The 21,094-nt window shown below is 74.2% G+C and carries 20 protein-coding genes and 1 pseudogene; 8 read left to right on the top strand and 13 right to left on the bottom strand.

The window, feature by feature from the left end:
• The first annotated feature begins 224 nt into the window (after window positions 1-224).
• The gene (locus tag ACQPZO_RS22980; protein WP_433343871.1) at window positions 225-926 is read left to right on the top strand and encodes a hypothetical protein; all 702 of its coding nucleotides are present in this window, start codon (window positions 225-227) and stop codon (window positions 924-926) included.
• An 84-nt stretch (window positions 927-1,010) separates the two neighbouring features.
• On the opposite strand, the gene ACQPZO_RS22985 is transcribed toward ACQPZO_RS22980, so the two are convergent.
• The 3 genes from ACQPZO_RS22985 to ACQPZO_RS22995 form a co-directional block, all read right to left on the bottom strand.
• Complete coding sequence (locus tag ACQPZO_RS22985) at window positions 1,011-1,937, bottom strand: NADP-dependent oxidoreductase (RefSeq protein ID WP_433343872.1); 927 nt, start codon at window positions 1,935-1,937, stop codon at window positions 1,011-1,013.
• A gap of 101 nt (window positions 1,938-2,038) precedes the next feature.
• A complete protein-coding gene (locus ACQPZO_RS22990; protein WP_433343874.1) occupies window positions 2,039-2,368 on the bottom strand; it encodes a hypothetical protein in 330 nt (109 codons plus the stop codon).
• 103 nt (window positions 2,369-2,471) lie between these two features.
• Window positions 2,472-3,011, bottom strand: a complete 540-nt coding sequence (locus ACQPZO_RS22995) for a hypothetical protein (protein ID WP_433343875.1) — start codon at window positions 3,009-3,011, stop codon at window positions 2,472-2,474.
• A 235-nt stretch (window positions 3,012-3,246) separates the two neighbouring features.
• Here ACQPZO_RS22995 and ACQPZO_RS23000 point away from each other — a divergent pair, with 235 nt between their 5' ends.
• The 7 genes and pseudogenes from ACQPZO_RS23000 to fabF all read left to right on the top strand — a co-directional run bounded on the left by ACQPZO_RS23000 (window position 3,247) and on the right by fabF (window position 10,016).
• Complete coding sequence (locus ACQPZO_RS23000) at window positions 3,247-4,431, top strand: sensor histidine kinase (protein WP_433343877.1); 1,185 nt, start codon at window positions 3,247-3,249, stop codon at window positions 4,429-4,431.
• Between the two features lie 98 nt (window positions 4,432-4,529).
• Entirely contained in the window at window positions 4,530-5,189 is a 660-nt protein-coding gene (locus ACQPZO_RS23005; RefSeq protein ID WP_433351172.1) for a response regulator, read from the top strand.
• A 58-nt stretch (window positions 5,190-5,247) separates the two neighbouring features.
• Window positions 5,248-6,477, top strand: a complete 1,230-nt coding sequence (locus ACQPZO_RS23010; protein ID WP_433343878.1) for a PucR family transcriptional regulator — start codon at window positions 5,248-5,250, stop codon at window positions 6,475-6,477.
• Between the two features lie 107 nt (window positions 6,478-6,584).
• Window positions 6,585-7,511, top strand: a pseudogene (locus ACQPZO_RS23015) (ACP S-malonyltransferase); the annotation flags it as partial.
• Between the two features lie 8 nt (window positions 7,512-7,519).
• On the top strand, window positions 7,520-8,464 hold the full coding sequence (locus ACQPZO_RS23020; protein ID WP_350882579.1) for a beta-ketoacyl-ACP synthase III: 945 nt from the start codon (window positions 7,520-7,522) through the stop codon (window positions 8,462-8,464).
• Between the two features lie 83 nt (window positions 8,465-8,547).
• Window positions 8,548-8,787, top strand: coding sequence for an acyl carrier protein (locus ACQPZO_RS23025; RefSeq protein WP_161691984.1), 240 nt, complete (start codon window positions 8,548-8,550; stop codon window positions 8,785-8,787).
• Between the two features lie 2 nt (window positions 8,788-8,789).
• Complete coding sequence (gene fabF, locus ACQPZO_RS23030; protein WP_433343879.1) at window positions 8,790-10,016, top strand: beta-ketoacyl-ACP synthase II; 1,227 nt, start codon at window positions 8,790-8,792, stop codon at window positions 10,014-10,016.
• 229 nt (window positions 10,017-10,245) lie between these two features.
• Here fabF and ACQPZO_RS23035 read toward each other — a convergent pair whose 3' ends face one another.
• The 10 genes from ACQPZO_RS23035 to ACQPZO_RS23080 all read right to left on the bottom strand — a co-directional run bounded on the left by ACQPZO_RS23035 (window position 10,246) and on the right by ACQPZO_RS23080 (window position 21,092).
• Window positions 10,246-10,464 (bottom strand): hypothetical protein, encoded by a 219-nt coding sequence (locus ACQPZO_RS23035; RefSeq protein ID WP_433343881.1) that lies wholly within the window; start codon window positions 10,462-10,464, stop codon window positions 10,246-10,248.
• Between the two features lie 133 nt (window positions 10,465-10,597).
• Window positions 10,598-11,047 carry a VOC family protein gene (locus ACQPZO_RS23040; RefSeq protein ID WP_433343882.1) on the bottom strand — a complete coding sequence of 150 codons (450 nt, stop codon included), beginning with the start codon at window positions 11,045-11,047 and terminating at the stop codon, window positions 10,598-10,600.
• Between the two features lie 283 nt (window positions 11,048-11,330).
• Window positions 11,331-12,260, bottom strand: coding sequence for an ROK family protein (locus ACQPZO_RS23045; RefSeq protein ID WP_433343884.1), 930 nt, complete (start codon window positions 12,258-12,260; stop codon window positions 11,331-11,333).
• Between the two features lie 37 nt (window positions 12,261-12,297).
• On the bottom strand, window positions 12,298-13,755 hold the full coding sequence (locus ACQPZO_RS23050) for an argininosuccinate lyase (RefSeq protein WP_433343886.1): 1,458 nt from the start codon (window positions 13,753-13,755) through the stop codon (window positions 12,298-12,300).
• Window positions 13,756-13,820: 65 nt separating this feature from the next.
• A complete protein-coding gene (locus ACQPZO_RS23055; protein WP_350882561.1) occupies window positions 13,821-14,774 on the bottom strand; it encodes an amidohydrolase family protein in 954 nt (317 codons plus the stop codon).
• Complete coding sequence (locus ACQPZO_RS23060; protein ID WP_433343888.1) at window positions 14,771-15,790, bottom strand: creatininase family protein; 1,020 nt, start codon at window positions 15,788-15,790, stop codon at window positions 14,771-14,773. The genes ACQPZO_RS23055 and ACQPZO_RS23060 overlap by 4 nt, the downstream gene beginning before the upstream one ends.
• Complete coding sequence (locus ACQPZO_RS23065) at window positions 15,787-17,580, bottom strand: ABC transporter permease (protein ID WP_433343890.1); 1,794 nt, start codon at window positions 17,578-17,580, stop codon at window positions 15,787-15,789. The genes ACQPZO_RS23060 and ACQPZO_RS23065 overlap by 4 nt, the downstream gene beginning before the upstream one ends.
• Window positions 17,577-18,650: an ABC transporter ATP-binding protein gene (locus tag ACQPZO_RS23070; protein WP_433343891.1), complete on the bottom strand. Its 1,074-nt coding sequence runs from the start codon at window positions 18,648-18,650 to the stop codon at window positions 17,577-17,579. The genes ACQPZO_RS23065 and ACQPZO_RS23070 overlap by 4 nt, the downstream gene beginning before the upstream one ends.
• Window positions 18,651-18,829: 179 nt before the next feature.
• On the bottom strand, window positions 18,830-19,891 hold the full coding sequence (locus ACQPZO_RS23075) for an extracellular solute-binding protein (protein WP_433343892.1): 1,062 nt from the start codon (window positions 19,889-19,891) through the stop codon (window positions 18,830-18,832).
• A gap of 37 nt (window positions 19,892-19,928) precedes the next feature.
• Complete coding sequence (locus ACQPZO_RS23080; RefSeq protein ID WP_433343894.1) at window positions 19,929-21,092, bottom strand: ROK family protein; 1,164 nt, start codon at window positions 21,090-21,092, stop codon at window positions 19,929-19,931.
• Between the last annotated feature and the right edge of the window lie 2 nt (window positions 21,093-21,094).

The raw sequence follows: 21,094 nt of genomic DNA on the forward strand, positions 1-21,094 counted from the left end.
CCCCTCCGGAAAGGTACTATCCGCCCGCTAATCAACGGCTGATGGTTAGTCGGCCCAGGATCGCAGATAGTTCCAATTCCCGATCCAGTAGCTGCAACTGATCGACGTTCCGCACAGTCTTAGAGGTGGGCACCCGCCCTGGGGGGCAAGGTCACCGCCGTCGACCGACCAGCGCGTGACCCGCAGTGAAGCCATCCAAATCGAAACGGGGCGAGGAGGCGGCGATGGTCCGACAGGTGAGGCGGCTGATCGCGTTGGCCGCAGGGGTGCTGCTGGCGGCGGTCCTCACGGGACCGGCCCACGCGGGCGGTCCGGCGCAGACCGCCGGCCCGGCGCGCGTCGCGGTGCCGGCCGCCCCGAAACCGCAGCCGGCCGGCGTGGACATCACCGGCGACCGGCTCGCCGAGCCGCTGCGGCTGCGGGCCGCCACCCACCCCGCCGCGGTGCTCGCGGTCATCGACCAGGTGAGCTGGCTGGGTCGCACCGGCTCGCCCTCCGGCCCGGCCGCGAAGGATCTCGGCCCGAAGTACACGGTCGTGGTGTTCGCCGGGGAGATCGCCACCCAGACGTACGACCTGTATCCGCTGGCCAAGGGCGGCCCGCGGGTGTACCGGCCGGCGAAGCAGCCGGGCCCGTCCCCCAAGGTGAAGGCCGGCTGGTTCCTCGGCCGGCTGAACATGTCGGAGAGCCTGCGCACCGCCGGGGTGCCGCTGGAGCGGCAGCTCGACACGGTCGACACGGTCGGCGGGGGTGGCGTCGGCGGCGGCGAGCGGGTGAACCCGGACGAGTCGCTGAACCCGGGCCGGGACCTCGACGAGACCCTCGGCGAGTTGCAGCGGCTGCTGCTGCTCAACGTCGGGGTGATGCTGGTGATCACCCTCGGGCTGGCCGGAATCGCACTGCTGATCCGCCGCCGCACCCGCTGAGCCGCACCCGCCGAGCCGCACCCGCCGAGCCGCCTGAGCCGACCGCGCTACCCGACCGCGCTGCCCGACCGGGCGGTCGGCGGGTCAGACCTCCAGGACCACCTTGCCCCGGACGTGTCCCTGCTCGACCAGGCGCTGCGCCTCGGCGGCCTGCTCCAGCGGGAACGTCCGTGCCACGTGGACGGTGAGCCGGCCGGCGTCGACCAGCCCGGCCAGCACGCTCAGGTCGGCCGTGGACGGCCTGACGAACAGGTAGCTGCCGCCGAGGCGGGTGACGTGTTCGGGGTCGGCGGTGGAGACCAGCCGGGCGGGGCGGGTCAGCAACTCGGCCGAGACGTCCAGCGCCGCACCGCCGAACAGGTCCAGGGCCACGTCCACCCCGTCGGGCGCGACCGCGCGGACCCGGTCGAGCAGCCCGTCGCCGTAGCTGACCGGCTCCGCGCCGAGCGACCGGACGAAGTCGTGGTTGGCCTCGCCCGCCGTGCCGATCACCTTGCCGGCGCCGAGCGCCCGGGCGATCTGGACGGCGAGGTGCCCGACCCCGCCCGCCGCGCCGTGCACCAGCACGGTGTCCCCCGCCCCGGTGCGGGTGAGCTGGAGCGCCTGGTACGCGGTGAGCCCGGCCAGCGGCAACCCGGCCGCCTCCGCCCAGGACGCGCGGACCGGCTTGTCCGCCACCGTCCGCTCCGGGGCCGGCACCAGCTCCGCGTACGTGCCGTGCTGGAGGTCGTCGCGGCGGACGTACCCGATCACCTCGTCGCCCACGGCGAACCCGGCCACCGCCGGGCCCACCGCGGCCACCACGCCGGCCGCGTCCCAGCCGGGCACCAGCGGGAAGTGCGCGGGGATGGCCGCAGCGAGGTGCCCCTCGCGGATCTTTCCGTCGACCGGGTTGACGCCAGCCGCGCGCACCCGCACCAGCACCGTGTCCGGCCCGACCGGCGGGTCGGGCAACTCCCGCACGGCGAGCCGGTCGGCGGGGCCGTACGCGTCGATCGCGATCGCCTTCACCCTGTTCACGCTAGCCGCTGTGGGGTCACCGCGGGGCCGGCACGGGTGGGCCCGCGGACCCGCGCCACGGGGTGGGGCCGGCGGCGGGCGTCAGGCCGCTGTCAGCACCAGCGGCGCGGCGGGCGCTCCCGGCGGACCGCCCGGTGCCGGGGGCGGACCGGGCCGTGCCGGTGCGCGCCGGCCCAGCCGGGCAGGTCGCTGCAGCAGGCCGCCGCGCGGCCCAGCTCGTCGGCGAGTGGCTCGGGGGTGCGCTGGCGGGGCACCGGCGCGTCGTCCTCGGCCCGCTCGGCGGCCCGGCCGGAGGTCGGCTCGACGGGGTGGACCGGGCCGGTGAGCCGGCGGTGGTGCTCGGCCGTCGGCTGGGGGTCGTGGTGGCCCGGCCGGCGGGTCTCCCCCTGGGCGCAGCCGTACTCGGCCTCCCCGTGCGCCATCCCCGGTCTCCTCATGTTCGCCGTCGCGCCTGGCCGGTCGTGGCCCGCGTGCCCTGTCACCGTACTGGGGCGGGCCGACGAGTCGTGCGGCGCGTACCCCACCTCAGTGCTTGGGGCGACGCGGGAAGATCGTCTCCCAGACCGGGAAGGCGACCAGCCAGATCGCCATGGCGAGGGTGAGTTTCTGGATCCAGTTCCACAGCTCACGGGTGCGTTCGGCGTCGTCCACGTAGAGGATCGCGGCACCGAGCAGCGCGCAGGTGACGGCCCAGCCCAGCAGCCCCTTGCCCCACTCCCGCCACTCGTGCCGGGCGCGCGCCCAGCCGTGCCGGGGCGGCCGGACCGGGGGCGGGCCGCCGGCGAACCGGTGGGCGAAGCGCTGGTCGGCCCAGCGGATTATCGAGTGTCCGAAGGCCACCGAGAAGCCCAGGTAGACGGCGGCCAGGCCGTGGGTGACGTCCGCGGTGGCACCGCGCCGCAGGTCCAGCGCGGTCGCCGCGAGCAGCACCAGGTCGACCAGGGGTACGCAGAACAGCAGCGCCGCGCCGAGGCGCGGTCGACGCAGCGGGTAACGGGCCACCAGACCCGCCGCGAGCACCACCCAGAACCCGATCTCGCACCCGATGATGACCGCGACCAGCACGCCGACCCCCCCGTTCGTCGGGGTCCAGCATGCCGCCCGTCACGGGCCCCGGCGTCGGCGCGGACGGTGAGATCCGGGTCCGCCGAAGGATGGACCCGAGGCAGCCCGCCCGGGGCACCTGCGCCTGGCCGCCGTCATGACCCCGGTGTACGGCTGAGCCGTACCTCCTTCGGCGGACCACGGCCTCGTGCCGTGGGCGGAGCCGGCACGGCGGCGGGTGTGGTGGGATCGGGCCATGCGACCGCCACCCTGGCTCGGCTCCGGGACCCCCGGCCGGGACCTGGCGCTGGCCGGGGCCTCCCTGACGGGCGGGCTGGCGCTGCTCAGCCTCGGCTCGTACCTGGCGATCGCCCCGCGCACCGACGTGCCGGCTGCGGCCTTCCTGCCGTCGCTGCTGGCCGTGTCGGCGGCGGTCGGCCTGCGCCGGGTGGCCCCCCGCACCGGCCTGGCCCTCGGCACGGCGGCGCTGGTCGTCGACGTCGTGCTCGGCACCACCCTCGGCACCGCGCTGATCTACACCCAGGTGCTCTACGACTCCTGCGTGTACGGCCCGCCCCGGCTGTGGCGGTGGCTGCTGCGGGTCGCCGTGGCACTCAGCCTGCTCGCCGCCGGCGCCGGGACGCTGGTGTTCGGCAACTGGCGGGGGGTGGCGCTCGCCGTGCCCCTGGTGCTGGTCGCGGTCCTGCCGGTGCTGAGCGGGATCAGCGTGCGGCAGTACCGGGACCAGGCGGCGGCCGAGCGGGCCCGGGCCGAGCAGACCGCCCGGCTCACCGAGCTGGACCGGCGGGAGGCGGTCCGCGCCGAACGGTCCCGGATGGCCCGGGAGCTGCACGACGTGGTGGCCAACCACCTCAGCGCGGTGGCCATCCACGCCACCGCCGCGCTCTCCGTGCCGGGGCTGGACCGGGCGCAGGTGAACTCGGCGCTGCGGGTCATCCGGGAGAGCAGCGTGCAGGGCATGGCGGAGATGCGCCAGCTCATCGGGCTGCTGCGGGAGCCGACGCCGGGGACGACGGACCCGGCCGAGGAGGCGACCCGGGTCCGCCTCGACGAGCTGGACCTGCTGGTGGACCGGATGCGGGCCGCCGGGCTGGCGGTGCGGGCCGAGGTGACCGGCGGGCCGCGTCCGCTGCCGGTGGGGGTGGACCTGGCGGCGTACCGGATCGTGCAGGAGTCGTTGACCAACGCGCTGAAGCACGGCGCGGGCGAGGCGGAGCTGATCGTGACGTACCGACCGGCGGAGGTGGTGGTGACCGTGGCGAACCCGGTCCAGGCGGGCAGCGGCGGACTGGCTGGGGCGGGCGCCGGCCTGATCGGGATGCGCGAGCGCGCGGTGCTGCTGGGCGGCGAGTTCGCCGCCGGCCCGGCCGACGGGCGTTGGCGGGTGCGGGCGGCGCTGCCCACCGGGGAGCCGACGTGAGCGGCCCGGGCGCGGCGGGCCCCGACCGAGAGGGCAACGCCGTGAGCGGCCCGGACGCGGCCGGCCCCGGCCGGCGGGGCGATGGCGCGGTCGGTCCGGTGCGGGTGGTCCTCGCCGACGACCAGGCGGCGGTGCGGTCCGGGCTTGCGCTGATCCTGGCCGGCACGCCGGGGATCGCGGTGGTCGGCGAGGCCGCCGACGGGGCGGAGGCGGTGCGGCTCTGCGCCGAGCTGCGCCCCGACGTCGCCGTGCTGGACGTGCGGATGCCCCGGCTGGACGGCATCTCCGCCACCCGGGAGATCGTCGCCGGCCGGCTCGCCGACGTGCTGGTGCTGACCACCTTCGACCTCGACGAGTACGTGTTCGGCGCGCTGCGGGCCGGGGCGGCCGGCTTCCTGCTGAAGGACACCGACGCGGACACTCTGGTCGCCGCCGTCCGGACGGTGGCCCGGGGCGAGGGATTCATCGCCCCGGCGGTGACCCGGCGGCTGATCAGCGCGTTTGCGGCCACCGCTCCGGGGGCGTCGGCCGCCGTCCGGGAGGCGGTGGCCGGCCTGACCGCCCGGGAGCGGGACGTGCTGGCCTGCCTCGGGCTGGGCCTGTCCAACCAGCAGCTCGCCGACCGGCTGGCGATGGCGGAGAGCACCGCCAAGACCCACGTCAGCCGGATCCTGGCCAAGCTCGACCTGCGCAGCCGCGTCCAGGCCGCGATCCTGGCCCAGGAGCTGGCCCTGCCGGCACCGCCGCCGAGGGGGTGAGCGCCCACGCCACCGGTGCCGTTGACCGGGGCCCCCGGCCTTCTGGAAGGCTGGGGGGGTGAGCGAGCCGGGCGGGATAGAGCTGTCGGCCACGCTGCGCCGGATCGAGCGGGCGGCGGGGGCGCTGGCCACCGCCAGCGTGACCCGGATGGACGAGACGCTGCCCTGGTTCCGGGCGCTCCCGGCCGACCAGCGCTCCTGGGTGATGCTGGTGGCCCAGGCCGGCGCCCGGTCGCTGGTGCAGTGGCTGCGTGAGGGCGGCGGCTCGGCCGACAGCACCCAGGAGGTCTCCGACGAGGTCTTCGCCACCGCGCCGCAGGCGCTGGCCCGCTCGATCAGCCTCCAGCAGACGGTGGCGCTGGTCAAGGTGACCATCGAGGTGGTGGAGGAGCAGGTCGGCGCCCTGGCCGCCGAGGGCGAGGAGCAGCGGCTGCGGGAGGCGGTGCTGCGGTTCTCCCGGGAGATCGCCTTCGCCGCCGCCCGGGCGTACGCGCGGGCCGCCGAGTCGCGCGGCTCCTGGGACGCGCGGTTGCAGGCCCTGCTGGTGGACGCCCTGCTGCGCGGGGACTCCCCGGACGTGCTGGCCAGCCGCGCCGCCGCGCTGGGCTGGTCGGACGCCCCGCCGGTCGCGGTCGCGGTGGGCCGCTCCCCCGGCGGCGAGGTGGCCGCCGTGCTGCACACCGCGTACCGGCTGGCCCGCCGGATCGGGGTGGAGATGATCGGCGGGGTGCACGGTGACCGGCTGGTGATCGTGCTCGGCGGGGCGGCCGACCCGCTTTCCGCCGCCGGGACGCTGCTGCCCGCGTTCGGTGACGGCCCGGTGGTGGTGGGCCCGGCGGTGCCGAGCCTGGACGAGGCGACGGATTCGGCCCGCGCCGCGCTGGCCGGGTTCCGGGCGGCTCCGGCCTGGCCCACCGCGCCGCGCCCGGTGCCGGCGGCCGACCTGCTGCCCGAGCGGGCCCTGGCCGGCGACGCCGAGGCCCGCCGTCTGCTGCGCCACGACGTGTACGCGCTACTGGCCCGGGCCAGCGGCGAGCTGTTGGAGACCCTGGACGCGTTCTTCGCCGCCGGCGGGACGCTGGAGAGCGCCGCCCGGGCGCTGTTCGTGCACCCGAACACGGTGCGCTACCGGCTGCGGCGGATCGCCGAGGTGACCGGGTTCTCGCCGCTGGTCCCCCGGGACGCGTTCGCCCTCCAGGTGGCCCTGACCGTGGGCCGGCTCGACCCGGTGGTGCCCCTGCTCGCGAATCAGCCGGTAAGCGCCACGAGCCGGCAAAAGTCCACATAACGACTATCACCGTTGCCGATCTTTGTAGGGTTCCTCCAAAGGTTCTAGTGCGGTTTGGTGTCGGTCGGTAGCACCGTGACCGGCGAGTATCCGGAAGAGTCATATCCGTGCTCGCCGTACTCTCACCCGGACAGGGTTCCCAGAAACCCGGCTTCCTGACACCCTGGCTCGACCTGACCGGCGCCGAGGCACGGCTGCGGTGGTGGTCGGTGCTGGCCGGCGTCGACCTGGTCCACCTCGGCACGGCGGCCGACGCCGACGAGATCAAGGACACCGCCCGCACCCAGCCGCTGCTGGTCGCCGCGGCGCTGCTCGCGGCCGAGCACCTGCCGATGCACGACGTCGCACTCACGGTCGGGCACAGCGTCGGCGAGCTGGGCGCGGCGGCGCTCGCCGGGGTCTTCCCCGCCGAGACCGCGATCACCCTCGCCGGGGTGCGCGGCCGGGAGATGGCGGCGGCGTGCGCGCTGGAGCCGACGGGCATGGCCGCGGTGCTGGGCGGGGACACCGAGGAGGTGCTCGCCGCCCTCGACAGGCACGGGCTGGAGCCGGCCAACCGCAACAGCGCCGGGCAGATCGTCGCCGCCGGTTCGCTCGACGGGCTGGACAAGCTCGCCGCCGAGCCGCCCGCGAAGGCCCGGGTGGTCCGGCTGAAGGTGGCCGGCGCGTTCCACACCCCGTACATGGCCCCGGCGGAGGCCGCTCTGGGCGCGGTGGCCGCCGGGATCACCCCGGCCGACCCGGCCCGGATCCTGCTGTCCGACCTCGACGGCGCGGCGGTCAACCACGGCCGGGAGATGGTGCAGCGGCTGGTCCGCCAGGTCACCTCGCCGGTGCGCTGGGACCTGTGCATGCGCACCATCGCCGACCTCGGCGTCACCGGGGTGATCGAGCTGCCGCCGGCCGGCACCCTCGCCGGCCTGGTCAAGCGGGAGCTCAAGGAGTCGGGCCTGCCCGAGATCGTCACCCTGAACACGCCGGACGACCTGCCGGCCGCGCGGGACCTGATCGCCCGGCACGGAACGATGAGGGGTCAACACTGATGACTGGCAGCCGGATTCTCGCGCTGGGGCACTACCAGCCGTCCCGGGTCGTCACCAACGACGACCTCGCCCAGTTCGTCGAGACCAACGACGAGTGGATCCGGGACCGGGTCGGCATCGCCAGCCGGCGGATCGCCGGCGACGAGACGGTGGCCGACATGGCGGCGGCCGCCGCCGACAAGGCCCTGGCAAACTCCGGGCTCACCGCCGCCGACATCGACCTCGTCGTGGTGGCCACCTGCACCTCGATCGACCGCAGCCCGAACGTGGCCTGCCGGGTCGCCGCGAAGCTCGGCATCACCGCGCCGGGCGCGTTCGACCTCAACACCGCGTGCTCGGGCTTCGCCTACGCGCTGGGCACCGTCGACCACGCGATCCGGGCCGGGGCGTCGCGGAACGCGATCGTCATCGGGGCGGAGAAGCTGTCCGACTTCACCGACTGGACCGACCGCTCCACCTGCATCATCTTCGCCGACGGCGCCGGCGCCGCGGTGGTCACCGCCACGGCCGAGGGCGAGCCGGCCGGGGTGGGCCCGGTGGTCTGGGGCTCCGTCCCGGAGAAGGGCGACGCGGTACGCATCGAGGGCTGGCGGCCGTACGTCAAGCAGGAGGGCCAGACGGTGTTCCGCTGGGCCACCACCGAACTGGCCCCGCTGGCCCTGCAGGCCTGCGAGCGGGCCGGGGTCGCCCCGTCGGAGCTGGCCGCGTTCGTGCCGCACCAGGCCAACACCCGGATCATCGACGGCATCGCCAAGCGGCTCGGCATCCCCAACGCGATCATCGCGAAGGACCTCATCGAGTCGGGCAACACCTCGGCGGCGAGCGTGCCGCTGGCGCTGTCCAAGCTCGTCGAGCGCCGGGAGGTGCCCTCCGGCGCCCCGGTCCTGCTCTTCGGCTTCGGCGGCGGCCTGACCTACGCCGGTCAGGTCGTCCGCTGCCCCTGACGTCCGGTCCCTTCCGGGGCCGTTCGCACGCCGCCGGCACGCGCCGCGCGGCGAGTCCAACCATCGAGAGGAACGCACCAACCATGACCCGTGACGAGATCACCGCCGGCCTCGCCGAGATCCTCGAAGAGGTTGCCGGGGTGAACCCGGACGACGTGGCCGAGGGCAAGTCCTTCACCGACGACCTTGACGTCGACTCGCTCTCCATGGTGGAGGTCGTGGTCGCCGCCGAGGAGAAGTTCGGCGTCAAGATCCCCGACAACGAGGTGCAGAACCTGAAGACCGTAGGCGACGCCGTCAGCTACATCGAGGCACAGGCCTGATCATGGCTCGCTCCGACGTCGTCGTCACCGGGCTCGGCGCGACCACCCCGCTGGGCGGGGACGTCGCGTCGACCTGGGACGCCATGCTCGCCGGCCGCTCCGGGGTGGGTCCGCTCACCCAGGAGTGGGCCGCGCAACTCCCGGTCCGGATCGCCGCGCAGCTCGCCGTCGACCCGTCCGAGGTGCTGGACCGGGTCAAGCTGCGCCGGCTCGACCGCTCCGAGGCAATCGCGATCATCGCGGCCAGGCAGGCCTGGGCGGACGCGGGCCTGGCCGACTCCGGGTTGGACCCGGAGCGGCTGGCGGTCAGCGTCGGCTCCGGCATCGGCGGGGCCACCACCCTGCTCGCCCAGGACGACATCCTGGAGGCGTCCGGCCCTCGACGGGTGTCCCCGCACACCATCCCGATGCTGATGCCCAACGGTCCCGCCGCCTGGGTGGGGTTGGAGCTGGGCGCGAAGGCCGGGGTGCACACGGTGGCCAGCGCCTGCGCCACCGGCGCGGAGGCCATCTCGCTCGGCCTGGACATCATCCGCTCCGGCCGGGCCGACGTGGTGATGGCCGGCGGCACCGAGGCGGTCATCCACCCGCTGCCGATCGCCGGGTTCGCCTCGATGCGGGCGATGTCCACCCGCAACGACGAGCCCGAGCGGGCCTCCCGGCCGTGGGACACCGGGCGGGACGGCTTCGTCCTCGGCGAGGGCGCGGGCGTGCTGGTCCTGGAGCGGGCCGAGCACGCCGCAGCCCGGGGCGCCCGGGTGTACGCGCGGCTGGCCGGCGCCGGGATCACCTCCGACGCGTACGACATCGTGCAGCCGCACGCGGAGGGCGAGGGCGCGATCCGGGCGATCGCGAAGGCGGTCGAGGACGCCGGCGTCGCGAAGAGTGACATCGTCCATGTCAACGCGCACGCCACCTCGACCCCGGTCGGGGACATGCTGGAGATCGGGGCGCTGCGCGCGGCGCTCGGCGACCATCCGGTGCTCACCGCCACCAAGTCGATGACCGGTCACCTGCTCGGTGCGGCCGGCGCGTTGGAGTCGATCGCCACCATCCTGGCCATCCGCGACGGTGTCATCCCCCCGACGATCAACCTGGACGACCCGGAAGCCGGCCTCGATCTGGACGTGGTCGCCCACAAGGCACGGCACATGGAGATCCCCGCCGCGCTGAACAACGCGTTCGGCTTCGGCGGGCACAACGTGGCTCTCGTCTTCACCCGGCCCTGATACTCCAGGCTCTGAAGGCGGATCTGTCCGGACGACGCGGCCGGCATCGAGGGCGGGGCACGACCTGACCGCGACGATGCCGGCCCCAGGCCATCTGCCCGGCCCAGGCCAGGGGCGGGACGGCGTGGTCTGTGACCGGTGGTGAGAAGGCCCCCTGTTGACGCGATCCGCGCAGCAGGGGGCCTTTTCGACGTTCCGGGGCGCAGGCGTGTTCAAGCTCGATCGCGGATCAGGCTCGGTTGCGGGGGTGCTGCCGCGCGGCGCGTTCGTTGCCCCGGCGGTAGTTGCCGGTCCACCGGGCCATCACCAGTTGCGGGTCGTCGTCGACCTCGGCGAGGAACTCCGCCGCCCGGCCACCCCGCAGCGTGCCGGCCACCCGTCCGTGGTGCGTGATCACCACCGACCCGTCCGCTCGCTGGACGTACGCAAAACCCTGTGCTTCTCCCATGCCCGGCACGCTCCCACCCCGCCCCCACCCGCCGCACCCGATTTAGCCCGCACACCCGGACAGATCTTGGTAGGAAACGGCCCCTCCAGGGGCCAAAATCTTCCAAGATCTGTCGCGGCGGGTCACAAACGACTCAGCTCGAAGGCGTCGTATCTCTCTCGGCGAGGATTCCGGTGCCCTGGCCCAGCTCGACGAGGTAGCCGTCGGGGTCGCGCAGGTAGCACCGGATCTCCACGCCGTGGTCCTTCGGCTCGGTGAGGAACTGTCCGCCGCGCGAGCGCCACAGCTCGTAGACGGCGTGCACGTCGGTCACCCGGACGTTGAGCGCGCTGTGGAGCACGTTCGGGTCCGTCGGCGCCTGAGCGAGGACGGTCGGCTTGTCGTCGGTCGGGCCGCCCTCGTCGTTGATCACGAGGTAGCTGTTGTGCAGCCGGAGGATGGCGGGCTGGCGCTCCCGTACCACCGTCGCTCCGAGCACCGTCCGGTAGAACTCACGCGAGCGTTCCACGTCCCGCACGATCAACAGGTGGGTGAGCACCATGCCGTGTTCCGGCTGGAAGTAGTCCGGGGCCTCGTTCGTCACTGCCGCCTCCCTCGGGATGGCCCGTCGGGTACCCGCAGGTGACCGCGGCACACCTGCAACGCCTGGTCACGCCCGTCAACGGACAGCTCCGAGGAGACCGACAGGCGGCCAGGATGACCCTCGGCGGGATAGACACCGACGAGTTCGAGGCGATGTCTCGGCGTCCCAGCTCGCGACGAGCACCCTGCGGCCGACCGGCTGAGCGGACCGGCGGTTCCGGGTGCGGTTGTTGCGGCCCTGGCAGCAACAACCGCACCCGGAGGGCACCGCCCCGCAAGCGGGGTCAGTGGGGGGCCGGGACCGCCTCGCGGGCCAGGACGACCGCGCCGAGCAGCGCGGCGTCGTCGGCGAAGCCGGAGAGCACCACGTCCGGCCGGTACGGCAGCACGGCGGCCATTCGCTCGACCAGCAGGCCACGGATCAGCTCGCTGCCGGCCACCCCGCCCACCAGCACCACCCGCTGCGGGTCGAGCAGCAGGCAGCAGGTGACCAGGTGGCGGGCCAACTCGTCGACCCGGGCGGTCAGTGCGTCCCGGGCCGGGCCGGGCCGCTCGGCGGCGGCGGCCAGCCCGGCGGCCGTCCCCGGAACCCCGAGTTCGTCGGCGAGCCGGTCCAGCGCCCGGCCGGAGAAGTCCAGCTCCAGCATGGTGCCGGGCCACGGGCCGCCCGCCACGGCGTACCCGATCTCGCCGGCCGCGCCGTGGTGCCCGGCCAGCACCGACCCGCGCACGGTGAGCGCCGCCGCGACCCCGGTGCCGATGCCGACGACCAGGCCGGGGTCGGCGTCGCGGAGCGCGCCGAAGCGCAGCTCGGCGAGGGCGGCGGCGTTCAGGTCGTTGTCGACGGCCACCGCCGGCACGCCGAACCGGTCGCGGACCGCATCGGCCAGCCGGAGCCGGTCCCAGCCGGGCACGTTCGGGGCCAGATCTATGCCGTCGGGCCGGACCACCCCGGGCGAGGCGATCCCGGCCGCCGCGACCGGGCCGCCGACCTCCCCCACCAGCTTCGCGGCCAGGTCCAGCGCGCGGTCCAGGGCCTGCGGGGCACCCTGTTCGGCGTGCGTCGGCACGCGCTCGCAGGCCAGCAGCCGGCCCTCGCCGTCGGCCACCCCGACGGCCATCTTGGTGCCGCCGAAGTCGATGCCGAGCAGCACGGGCGCGTCACCGGCCACCGGCGCGGGCTGGGCGACCCGCCCGGCCAGCCGCACGCTCACAGTTCAGTCCCCTCGATCGGGTCCGCGGTGCCCGCGCTCATCGGGCCGCTCGCTCGGCGGCCACGGCGTCCAGCGCCTCGTCGGCCCGGGCCAGTCGGTCCCGCACGGCGGCCAGCCGGCCGGCCACGGTGTCGAAGGTGCCGCGCAGCACGGTCACCTGGGCCCGGACGGCGTACGCGCCGGGGCCGTCGACCTGGGCCCGGTCGAGCACCAGCTCGGGGCGGACGGCGGCGGCGATCAGGTCGCCGATCGCGTCGTCGTCGAGCCGGTCGGTGATCTGATCGGCCGCCGCCCGGACGCCCTCGGGGGTCCAGGTGTCCGGCGCACCGCCCCGGACCAGCCGGCCGACCACCGAGTGGGCAGCCCGGAACGGCACCCCGTGCCGGGTCAGCGCGTCCGCGGCGGCCGTGGTGGTGGCCCCGGAGGCGACGATCTCCTCCCGCGACGGCGGCTCCAGCGGCTCGATCTCGGCGAGGAAGCCGCCGAGCAGGGCGAAGAACCGGTCGGTGCGGTCGTTGCTGTCCCACAGCCGCACCTGCACGTCGGTGGTGGCGTTGTTGGAGTCCTCCCACCAGGCCGCGCCCACGTTGTTGAGCACGCTCGCGGCGTCGGCGGCGGTGGCCCCGGCCATCGACACCAGGTGCTCCAGCACCACCGGGTTGCGCTTCTGCGGCATGATGCTGCTGCCCTGGGTGAAGTCGCCCGGGGTGGTCACCCAGCGCCAGGTCAGCCAGTCCATCAGGGTGCGGGCCAGCCGCGCCCCGGTGGCCAGGGCCTGCGCGTTGAGGGTGCCGACCCGGACCAGGTGGTCGGCGCCGGCCACCGCCTCGTACGAGTTGGTGACCAGGCCGCCGAAGCCGAGCAGCTCGGCCACCCGGGCGGGGGCGATGTCCAGGTCGGTGCCGGCGAACGCGCAGGAGCCCAGCGGCGAGGTGTTCAGCTGGTCGATCAGGTCGGCGTACGCGACGGCCTCGCCGGCCAGGGCCTCGGCGTACCCGGCGAGGGCGTGGCCGATGGTGGTCGGCTGGGCCGGGCGGCGGTGGGTGTAGCCGGTGATGACCACGTCGGCGTACCGGTCGGCGGAGTCCAGGGCGGTGGCCCCGGTGGCGAGCACCCGGTCGAGCACCCCGAGGAGCTGGTCGCGCAGCAGCATCCGGAACACCCCGGCGTCGAGGTCGTTGCGGCTGCGCGCCATCTGCACGTCCAGCTCGGACGTGGGGATGCCGCATGCCTCGGCGATCCGCTTCTCCATGAGGTAGTACGTGTCCTCGAAGCTGCCGTCGAAGGCGGGCGCGGGGCCCGTGTCGGCGCGCAGCTCCGCCAGCCCGCGCAGCAGCCGGGCGCCCCGCGCGGCGGGGATCAGCCCCTGCTCGGTCAGCATGACCACGTGCGCCTGGCTGGCCCGCACCATCGCCGGGTAGAGGTACCCGACGTGGTGGTCGTATGTCGGCCGCAGGTGGTGCCGCTGGTAGGTGGTCAGCGCGGGTGTGCTCATCAGGAGTCTCTGCTTCCTTCCAGGCCGGGTGCGGCGCTGTTCGCCGCGCCCGGACGTCAGCCGGTCTACTCGTGCACGCCGAGCAGGCGCTCGGCGTTCCCGGCGAAGATCGCGCCCAGGTGGTCGTCGGGCAGGCCCAGTTCCCGGCAGATCCGGAGCTGGTCGTCGAGGTAGCGGGTGACGTACCCGCGCGGGAACCACGACGAGTCGCTGCCGTACACGATCCGGTGCGGGCCGATGGTCTCGTAGCAGCGCCGGAACAGCTCCTCCAGCGTGAGCTTGTACGGCATCCAGCGCACCCACTGATTGGAACCCGACGTGTCGACGTGGATGTTCGGGCATCCCCAGGCGGCGAAGAGCAGGTCCTGCACGTGCTGGACGCCGAAGTGCGGCACCACCACGGCCAGCTCGGGGAAGCGGCGGGCCATCCGGGCCAGCTCGTCCGGGCCGCCGTACCGGCCGTGGGACAGGCCGCCGGCGCTGCCGTAGTGCCCGATGTGGATCAGCACCGGCACGCCGAGTCGCTGGGCGGTGGACCAGAGCGGGTCCAGGTCGGCGTGGTCGAGGGGCCCGCGCAGCAGCGGGGCGAACAGTTTCAGCCCGCGCAGGCCGCGCTCGGTCACCGCGCGGTCCAGCTCGCCGGCCGCGTCGGGGCCGTACGGGTCGTGGTGGGCGAAGCCGAGCAGCAGGTCCGGGTGCCGGTCGACGACGTCGGCGACGGTGTCGTTGCCGCCGCCGGTGACGAAGACGGCCCGGCGGACGTTCACCCGGCGCAGCTCCTCGGCCCACCGGTCCGCCTCGTCCTGCCAGCGCTCGGCCGGGGGCTCCGGGTCGGGGAAGGCCCAGGCCTGCCGCCACTGCCGGGCGTACGGGGCGGAGCCGGCGGCCCGGACGGCCCGCTCGTGCTCCCCGCCGGGGTGCATCCCGGCGGCGTGCTCACACGCCTGGATGGTCGAATCCGCGCCGATGCGGAAGTGCAGGTGGAAGTCGACGATGTCGAGTCCCCGGTCGACGGTCATGATCCTCCCTCGGTTGGCAGCGGGTCGGCGGTGGGCGGGGCGGGCGGCGGGGCGGCCACCCAGGCGGCGACGACCTCGCGCAGCCGCGTCCCGGCCAGCTCCCGCACCCGCCGGCCGGCGGGCTCGTCGGCCAGCGAGATGTGCCCGGACCAGCCCTGCCACGGGTCGGGCCGGGACTCCACCAGCACGTACGGGTGGGTCACCGGCAGCTTCGGCTTCGGCGGCAGGTCGTCGACCGCGCCGAGCCGGACCGCGCCGGGGTCGAACCCGAGCACCCCGGAGGTCTCGTACGCCCCGCCGTGCCCGCGCGAGACCAGCGGGCCGTACAGCTCGGTGGTCTCGGCGGGGGTGACGAGCTGGAACCAGTTGACCAGCAGCAGGCTGGCGGTGCGCCGCCCGGAGACCCACTCCATCGCGGCCCGGACGGTGGACATGTTGGCGTCGTGTCCGTTGACGATGAGCAGCCGGGGGAAGCCGGCCGCGACGATGCCCTCGATCACGTCGGCCAGGTAGCCGACCGCGATCTCGGGCCGGATCGCCACGGTGCCGGGCCAGGGCCGGGTCTGGCCGGGACAGGCGGCGTACGGCACGGCGGGGAAGAGCACCCCGCGAGGGCCCACCGCCGGCCGGCCCTCGGCCGGGGTCGCGGCCTCGTCCGGGGTCCCGCCGCCGGACGAGGCCGCGTCGACTCCGGCCGCCGGGGCGGCGTCGCCCCGAGCCGGCCAGGCCGCGCCGGGGCCCGCCGCGCCCCCGCCGGAGCCACCGCCCGGCCGGGCGGACCCGGTCGCGGCGGAGCTGGTCGCGCTCTCGGCGGCGAAGCCCTCGGCGAGGATCAGGTCGGTGCCCAGCGGCAGGTGCGGGCCGTGCCACTCGACCGCGCCGACGGGCAGCACCGCGAAGTCCGCCGCCCCGGCGACCGCCGCCAGTTCCCCGCCGGGGACCCGGGCGACCGGGACCAGCCCGCCGTGGGCGAGCCAGGCGGCCACGTGGTCGCCGCCGGGGGTCACGTCCGTCACGCCGTCCACTTCGCTGCCTCCCGGCTGGACCGCCGGCCGCCTTCCAGCCGGCCGGAGACCACCATCACCACGAAGATCAGGACCACCTGGAGCATGCCGTACGCGGCGGCGGTGCCGACCTCGAACGAGTACATCCGGTTGTTGATCTCCACCGAGATCGGCGCGGTGTTCGAGGTGTAGATGAGCACCGAGGCGACGAACTCGCCGACGCCGTGCACGAAGGCGAGCAGCGCGCCGGCCAGCACGCCCGGCAGCATCAGCCGCAGGGTGACCGTGCCGAACGCCCGCCACCAGGACGCGCCGAGGTTGCGGGCGGCCTCCTCCAGCGACGGGTCGAGCTGCGCCAGGGCGGCCGAGCTGGACCGGAACACCAGCGGCAGGAACCGCACGAAGTACGCCAGCGGCATGATCCAGAAGGTGCCGATCAGCACCTGGCCGAAGCTGAACGCGTTGCCGGTGCTGAACGCCGAGATCAGGTTGATCGCCACCACCGTGCCGGGCAGCGCCCAGGCCAGCATGACCGCCACGTCCAGCAGCCCCCGGCCACGGAAGTTCAGCCGGCGCACCGCGTACGCGATGAGCACGCCGACCACGACGCAGGCGACGGTCGCGATCAGGCTCATCTGGAGCGAGTTCAGGATCGGCTGGAACGCCCGGGGCTCGGAGAAGATCGTGACGAAGTTCTGCATGGTGTACTGCGCCGGGATCACCTCGGTGGTCCACGAGCCGTCCGCGGAGAACGCCACCAGGGCGATGGTCGCCACCGGGGCCAGCAGCACGGCCGTGGCCAGCAGCGACGCGGCCAGGGCGAGCCACTTGCCCAACGGGTTGGTGATCTCGCGCCGGTGCGCGGCGACGCCCTTGGACTGGGAGCGGTAGCTGCGCCGCCCCTCGTACCAGCGCATGCCGAGCAGGAACAGCACCGAGACGACGCCGAGCACGGAGGCGTACGTGGAGGCCATCGGCAGGTCGCCGTTGGTGCGGTTGATGTAGATCTGCATGGTCATCGTCTGGTCCACCCCGAACAGCAGCGGGGCGGTGTACGACGCCAGCGAGGTCATGAACACCAGCAGCGACGCGGAGACCAGCGCCGGGGTGAGCATCGGCAGCAGCACCGTGCGCCAGACCCGGACCCGGCCGGCCCCCAGGTTGTACGCCGCCTCCTCCACCGACGGGTCCATCCCGCCGAGCGCCGCCGAGGCGGACAGGTAGAAGTACGGGTACATGGTGAACGTGTGCACCACCAGCACCCCGGCGATGCCGCTGAACGGCAGCACCGGGTTCTCCGCGCCGAAGAGCTGCTGGAGGCCGCGCGGCAGGATGCCGGTCTCGCTGTAGAGGAGCTGGAAGGAGATCGCCCCGATCAGCGGCGGCAGGGCCGCCGGCACCAGGATGATCGCCTCGATCAGCTTGCGCCCGGGGAACGAGAAGCGCTTGAGCAGGAACGCCATCGACACGCCGACGATCCCGCAGAGCAGCACGCTGGCCGCGGAGATGATCAGTGAGGTGAACAGGGAGGACCGGGCCACCCCGTCGCTGGTGAGGAAGCTGCCGTAGTTCTCCACCCCGTCCACGCCGACGCTCTCGGCGAAGGTGGCGAACATCGGCTGCACCACGTACCCGAACAGGACCAGCGCGAGCGGGAAGACCAGCACGTACGGGAACCAGCGGGAGCCGGTGCCACCGGCGAACCGGGCGGCGAGCCGGCGGCGCGGGCCCGGCGGCGGCGTCGGGTCCTTCGTCACCGGCGCGACGGTGGCCGGGGTGGGGGTCGCGGGGATGGTGCTCACGGGCGCACCACCCACATCCGCTCGCGGTTGAGCAGCAGCCCGACCTGGTCGCCGACGGCGATCCCGGTGGGCACCTCGACGGCGGCCACCTGCACCTGCTCACCGGCGGTGTCGACGACCAGGTTGGTGGCCATGCCGGTGAACTCCAGGTCGACGATCCGGCCGGGCAGCGCCCCCGGGTCGGTGGTCGAGGTGAGGCCGATGTGCTCGGGGCGCACGGACACCAGGGCGGTCTCCCCCTGGCTGAGGCCGTGGTCGGCCGGCGCGGGGACGACGATCTCCGCGCCGCCGGGCAGCCCCACCGTGAGGGTCTGCGCCGTGGCGCCGAGCACCGGCAGGGTGAGCACGTTGCTGCGGCCGATGAACCGGGCCACGAAGCTGGTGGCCGGGCGGTGGTAGATCTCCTGCGGGGCGCCGATCTGCTGCACCCGGCCGGACTGCATGACCGCGATCCGGTCCGACATGGCCATCGCCTCGGCCTGGTCGTGGGTGACGTAGATGCCGGTGGTGCCGGCTTCCTTCTGGATCCGGCGGATCTCCGTCCGGGTCTCCTCGCGCAGCTTGGCGTCGAGGTTGGACAGCGGCTCGTCCAACAGCAGGGTCTTCGGCCGGATGACCAGGGCGCGGGCCAGCGCCACCCGCTGCTGCTGGCCGCCGGACAGCTCGTCGATGCGCCGGTCGCCGTACCCGGCGAGGTGCACCTGGCCGAGCGCCTCCTCGACCCGCCGCCTCGACTCGGCCCGGTTGACCTTGCGGATCTTCAGCCCGTACGCGACGTTCTGCGCGACGCTCATGTGCGGGAAGAGCGCGTAGTTCTGGAACACCATGCCGGTGTCGCGCTTGTTCGGCGGGCGCCGGGTGACGTCCTCGGTGCCGAACCGGATCCGGCCCGAGGTGGGGAAGTAGAACCCGGCCACCATGCGCAGGGTGGTGGTCTTGCCGCAGCCGCTCGGGCCGAGCAGGGTGAAGAACTCCCCGGCGGCGATGGTGATGTCGACGTCGTCCACGGCCGCGGTGTCGCCGCCGCGCGCGAAGCGCTTGCTCACCGACTCCAGCGTGACATCGATCATGATGCCTTTCTCCTTCTGCGGTACCGGACCGGGGTCGGTCGTGTGACGGGTGGGCGGTGGACCGGAGGACGGGCACCTGACGCCTCCGGCGGGAAGGGCTCCCCTCCGCGCACCGTCCGGGCGCCCCGTGAACGGGCGACGCCGGGGGCGGGAACCTTCCCGCCCCCGGCGTCCGCTGGTCAGCCCTTGTTCTTGATCTGGCTGTTCCAGTGGTTGATCCACTCGGTCTCGTTCTTGCCGATCACGTCCCAGTTGACGTCCAGCGGCTTGAGGTTGAGCTGGGCCAGCCACTCCGGCTTCTCGGCGATGTCCACGGCCGGGATCTGGAAGTAGTCCTTGGCCAGGTCGGCGCGGAGCTTGTCGTCGAAGAGGAACTCCATGAACTTCTGCGCGCCGGTGGTGTTGCCGCCCTTGACCGTGGCGATGCCGTCGACCAGCACCGGGGCGCCGGAGGCCGGCATCACGTAGCCGAACGGCATGTTCGACTGGTTGGCCTGGAGCAGGACGTCCTGGAGGTTCCAGGCGCTGAGCACGCCCTGCTGGCGGGAGAGCTTGAGGTACAGGTCGGCCGGGTTGGCCGCGTACGAGCCGGTGTTGGCGTCGAGCTTCTTCAGCCAGTCGTAGCCGGGCTGCGGGTTGCTGCCGTCCGGGGACTGCCGCGTGATCATCGCGGAGTAGATCGACCGCATGGTGCCGGACGCGGCCACGTCCCGAATGATGATCTTGTCCTTCCACTCCGGCTTCAGCAGGTCGTCCCAGTCCTTCGGGGCCTGCTCCGGGGTGAGCGCCTTGTTGTTGTACATGATGACCTCGGGCAGCAGGATCTCCCCGAACCAGCGGCCCTCGGCGTCCTTGTACTTGGCGTCCATCTTGCTGGCGAACGCCGGCTGCCAGCCGGTCAGCAGGTCCTCGGACGCGCCGGCGGACAGCCCCTGCTGGGTGCCGCCCCACCAGACGTCGGCCTGCGGGTTGGCCTTCTCCGCCCGGACCCGCTCCAGGATCTCCTGCGCGCCCAGGTTGAGGATCTCGACCTTGCCCTTGTACTCGGGGTACTTCGCCGTGAACTGGTCCACCACGAAGGTCGAGACCTTCTTGTCGCGGGCCGTGTAGATGGTGAGCTTCTCGGCGCTCGCGCCGCCGGACGCGCCACCGGCCGCGTCGTCGTCACCGCCGCCGCCACAGGCGGTGCCGGCGGCGAGGACGGTGGCGAGCGCACCGGCGAGGAGAAGACGACGTCTCATGGGGTACCTCCGAGGGGAATAAGGGGAAACTCGTGGGTCAGGGGCTGGAGAGCAGGATCGGCAGGCCGGCCGCGGCGGCGGAGAGCGCGTAGCTGACCGCGCCGTGCAGCACGGCCCGGTCACCGAGCACCGCACGGCGGACCTCGGTGACGCTCGGCGCGGCGGCGTCGACCAGCGACTGGAGCCGTTCGACGGCCTGGTCGTCGAGCTGGGCGGCAGCTCCGCTGAGCAGCACCCGACCGGGGTCGATGACGCAGACGCAGGAGACGATCAGCCGGGACCAGGCGGTCAGCACCTCGTCCAGGTACGTGGCGGCCCGCTCGTCGGCGCCGGCCAGCGCGACCAGGGCGGCCACCGGCGCGTCCGGCCGACGCCCGGGGGCCAGGGCCACCACCCGTTCGGCGATGGCGTTCTCCGACCAGCGGGCCTCGAACGGGCCGATACCGTCGTGGCCCCGGTCGGCCGGGTCCAGCGGCAGAAAGCCGACCTCGCCGGCGGCCCCGCCCGCGCCCCGGCGGACCTGGCCGTCGAGCACCAGGCCGGCGCCGATCCCGTCGGCGACGTGCAGCAGCAGCAGGTCGGCGACGTCGCTGCCGGCACCGGCCGCGTGCTCGCCGGCCGCCATCAGGTTGACGTCGTTGTCCACCACCACCGGCACCCCGAGGTGCCGCTGCACCGACTCCCCTATCGGCCGGCCCTCGACGAGGCCGACCGAGGGGGCCAGCCGGACCGCCCCGCCGGAGGAGACGCCGGGCGCGGCGATGGCCACCCCGCGCAGCGCCGGCAGGCCGTCGCCGGCCAACTCGGGGACCGAGCGGCAGATGGTGTCGATGATGTCGCCGGTGAGCCGGACGGCCCGGTGGGCGACCACGGTGCCGTCGCTGTCGGCGATCTCGCAGCTGATCCGGGACGGCTCCAGCGAGACGGCGGCGACCAGCTCGGCGCGCGGGTTGAACTCCAGCATCGCCCGGGGGCGGCCGGAGCGGGACGCCCCGGGCCCCCGCTCGATGAGGTACCCCTCGGCGATCAGCTCGCGCACGAGCGGGGTGAGCGTGGCGGGACTCAGGCCGGTGAGCTCGGTCAGCTCGGCGCGCGAGAGCAGCCGAACCTGGCGGGCGGTGGAGATCACGGACAACCGCTTGATCTCCTTCGACCGCTCCCGGCTCACCGGGCTCGTTGGTGGCGTCACCACGTCAGTCACAC

It is taken from the genome of Micromonospora sp. CA-111912 (genome assembly GCF_050948415.1).
Lineage (GTDB): Bacteria > Actinomycetota > Actinomycetes > Mycobacteriales > Micromonosporaceae > Micromonospora.

Coding starts and splice junctions, on each gene's coding strand:
- ACQPZO_RS22980 (WP_433343871.1), top strand. CDS start 225: ATGGTCCGACAGGTGAGGCGGCTGATCGCGTTGGCCGCAGGGGTGCTG.
- ACQPZO_RS22990 (WP_433343874.1), bottom strand. CDS start 2,368: ATGGCGCACGGGGAGGCCGAGTACGGCTGCGCCCAGGGGGAGACCCGC.
- ACQPZO_RS23000 (WP_433343877.1), top strand. CDS start 3,247: ATGCGACCGCCACCCTGGCTCGGCTCCGGGACCCCCGGCCGGGACCTG.
- ACQPZO_RS23020 (WP_350882579.1), top strand. CDS start 7,520: ATGACTGGCAGCCGGATTCTCGCGCTGGGGCACTACCAGCCGTCCCGG.
- ACQPZO_RS23025 (WP_161691984.1), top strand. CDS start 8,548: ATGACCCGTGACGAGATCACCGCCGGCCTCGCCGAGATCCTCGAAGAG.
- fabF (WP_433343879.1), top strand. CDS start 8,790: ATGGCTCGCTCCGACGTCGTCGTCACCGGGCTCGGCGCGACCACCCCG.
- ACQPZO_RS23035 (WP_433343881.1), bottom strand. CDS start 10,464: ATGGGAGAAGCACAGGGTTTTGCGTACGTCCAGCGAGCGGACGGGTCG.
- ACQPZO_RS23050 (WP_433343886.1), bottom strand. CDS start 13,755: ATGAGCACACCCGCGCTGACCACCTACCAGCGGCACCACCTGCGGCCG.
- ACQPZO_RS23055 (WP_350882561.1), bottom strand. CDS start 14,774: ATGACCGTCGACCGGGGACTCGACATCGTCGACTTCCACCTGCACTTC.
- ACQPZO_RS23070 (WP_433343891.1), bottom strand. CDS start 18,650: ATGATCGATGTCACGCTGGAGTCGGTGAGCAAGCGCTTCGCGCGCGGC.
- ACQPZO_RS23075 (WP_433343892.1), bottom strand. CDS start 19,891: ATGAGACGTCGTCTTCTCCTCGCCGGTGCGCTCGCCACCGTCCTCGCC.